The 2,346-nt window shown below is 61.7% G+C and carries 4 protein-coding genes; 1 reads left to right on the top strand and 3 read right to left on the bottom strand.

Annotation, left to right across the window (positions count from 1 at the left end; genetic code table 11):
• The 3 genes from sphst_RS14065 to sphst_RS20670 all read right to left on the bottom strand — a co-directional run.
• Positions 1–497 (bottom strand): YsnF/AvaK domain-containing protein (locus sphst_RS14065; protein WP_234387662.1); only part of this gene is annotated, 497 nt, incomplete at its 3' end.
• 361 nt (positions 498–858) lie between these two features.
• Positions 859–1,263, bottom strand: coding sequence for a host attachment family protein (locus sphst_RS14060; protein ID WP_031392868.1), 405 nt, complete (start codon positions 1,261–1,263; stop codon positions 859–861).
• A gap of 50 nt (positions 1,264–1,313) precedes the next feature.
• Positions 1,314–1,487 carry a hypothetical protein gene (locus tag sphst_RS20670; protein WP_159043643.1) on the bottom strand — a complete coding sequence of 58 codons (174 nt, stop codon included), beginning with the start codon at positions 1,485–1,487 and terminating at the stop codon, positions 1,314–1,316.
• 237 nt (positions 1,488–1,724) lie between these two features.
• On the opposite strand from sphst_RS20670, the gene sphst_RS14055 reads away from it, so the two are divergent.
• A complete protein-coding gene (locus sphst_RS14055; protein WP_031392867.1) occupies positions 1,725–2,228 on the top strand; it encodes a YciE/YciF ferroxidase family protein in 504 nt (167 codons plus the stop codon).
• The last annotated feature ends 118 nt before the right edge of the window (positions 2,229–2,346 follow it).

Below are 2,346 nucleotides of genomic sequence, written 5' to 3'. Positions count from 1 at the left end.
TCGACATCGACATCGGTACGACGGACCGTCTCGTTGATGTCCTCGACACGGTCATCGGCGGTCTTGCGCACGACGACTTCCTCGACGACCCGCGCCTTCTTACCGACAACTGCTTCCTCGTCGGTTTCGGTCATCTCGAACGAACGCTCGCGGAACGCATCGTCGGCATCGGTGACGTCGCGGCTGACCGGCCGGCGCTCGACGTTGATGCTCTCGTCGCGCAGGCGGACCTGCTCATGGACCGCCTTCTCGGTTACATAGGAGCGGACGCGGACGCCGCCACGATCGACGTCGCGCTTACCGACGACCAGTTTTTCCTGGACGACCTGCAGGGTCTGCTCGTCGCCGTCGGTGTTCATCGGCGTCGAGGTACGGGTGCGATCCGGTGTTGCGGCTGTTGCGACGCCCATGGCGGCGCTTGCCGGGTTGTTCCAGCCTTCCGACTTCCACTGCGCGGAGCGTTCGTCGATATCGACGCTGTTGGCGTCCTCGAGCACGCGAAGATGCGGGTGAGCAGGCGGACGCGAACGCCGGGGTGGTGTCCAGCGAGGACACCACCCCGGCGGTCCAGCGGAAACTGTTGGGGAAGCGCAAGATCGTGCAGCCGATAGCGCCAATGCGGCGATCGAGGCGCGTGCCGATGCGGCCAAGGACAGGCCGACGTGACCCGCAGCATTGCCGATCAGAAGGCCGACGCGGCCGAGGATCGTGCCGACGCCATCCGCGCCAAATAGCCACGTGGCGTCATTCTCCCCATGTCCGTGACAAAGGCCCGCAGAGGTCGCGCGTAACAGACTTGAGATGGTACCGTAGAGTTACCGCATTCCGGGAGAGCTGGGCCTCTCCCGGAATAACCGCCTAAGCTGAAGCGATCGCCTTAAGGATGTCGGCAACACTATGTCCGGTCAGGTCCTTGGAAACCTCGCCGACGAGCTTGGCCTCCAGTGTCTTATGATAGTGCTTGCGCAACTCGCCCAGTGTCCGTGGCGCAGCGATCACCACGACGGCATCGACCTTGCCTCCCATCACCTGCTTGTTGAGCAGCGCCGCGATGCCGGCAGCAAATCCATCCTCGTCCTGCTGGCTGTCGCTTGGATTGGCCGAACTGCTTTGATGCCGACCACCTGAGCCCTTGTTGGATGTCGAAATGTCGGCATCGGGGAGCGCTGTCAGGGACGGGCTGCCCTCATCGCCGGTGTTCCGGTATAGTTTTAGGATCTCGCCATCGGCGACGGCGACAAGCGCGTTCTTGGGGAGCTTCATGGTTTTCCTTCGCATCTGACCGGCTGAACCGGCAGGCTTGATCGCAAGGCTTACGCCTGGGTCGGGGAGTCACTCGGTGCGTCACCGGGGTCGCCTGGTTCAATCACCGGCGGCTCGGGATTGTCAGGCCCGGGAAGCGTTTCAGGCTGATCGTCAGGCATGGGCGTGCCATCGGGCTCACGGATCGGATCGGGTGCATAGGGATCGGGGGGAAGCGTCGCCATGTTTACTCTCCTGCTGGTATCTCTCAAGCGAGCGGGGCCGACAATCGCTCCGCGATGGTCGAACAATGCCAGGGGAAGCACTGGTTGGCGGGTACGTCCGCCATTGGCTGCGGGCCAGCATAACATCGTTGAGGCAACTGACTAACGCCAACAACACGCCAATGAATGAGGGAAAGGAGCGATCGCGGGGGTCAGACCGTTGGGCTTACCGTTATCCCACCTGACAGGAGACGGACCATGGCAGAAATCGAAACGCTTCAGGAGCTCTATACCGACGAACTGGCGGACCTCTGGTCGGCCAACGACCAGATGGCCAAGGCGCTCAAGAAGATCGTCAAGCAGGCCACGAACACCAAGCTGAAGGACATGCTGCAATCGTCGCAGGACGGCATCGCCAAGCACACTGACGTGTTGAAGGCGTTGATCGAAGGGCAGGGCGAGAAGCTCAAGAAGGAGCATTGCAAAGGCATGGAAGGCCTCGTCGCCGAGGCACTGAAGCATACCGTCGAGGAAGCGCCCAAGTCGGGACCGGTGCTCGATGCCGCGATCATCGCCCAGTACCAGCGCATGACCCATTACGGCATAACCGGCTTCGGTACGGTCGCCGCCTTCGCAAAGGCGCTCAAGCTCGACGATGACGTGAGCAAGCTCGAAGCGGCCGTCGCCGATATGCACAAAGGTGACGACATGATGAGTGAACTGGCCGAGTCCGCCGTCAACGTCGAAGCGGTCGAAGGCTGAAAAGGCGGGGCCGAGCGAACATCTGCTCGGCCTCATCGGCTTAAATTTCTAGTCGCTAGTGAGCCGAACGCCTTCGTCGATCATACAAGATAGCTCATCACGGGTAACGTAGAAGGCG

The organism is Sphingomonas sp. STIS6.2, assembly GCF_000732685.2.
Classification (GTDB): Bacteria; Pseudomonadota; Alphaproteobacteria; order Sphingomonadales; family Sphingomonadaceae; genus Sphingomonas; species Sphingomonas aerolata.
This window is presented reverse-complemented; position numbering and strand designations above follow the sequence as displayed.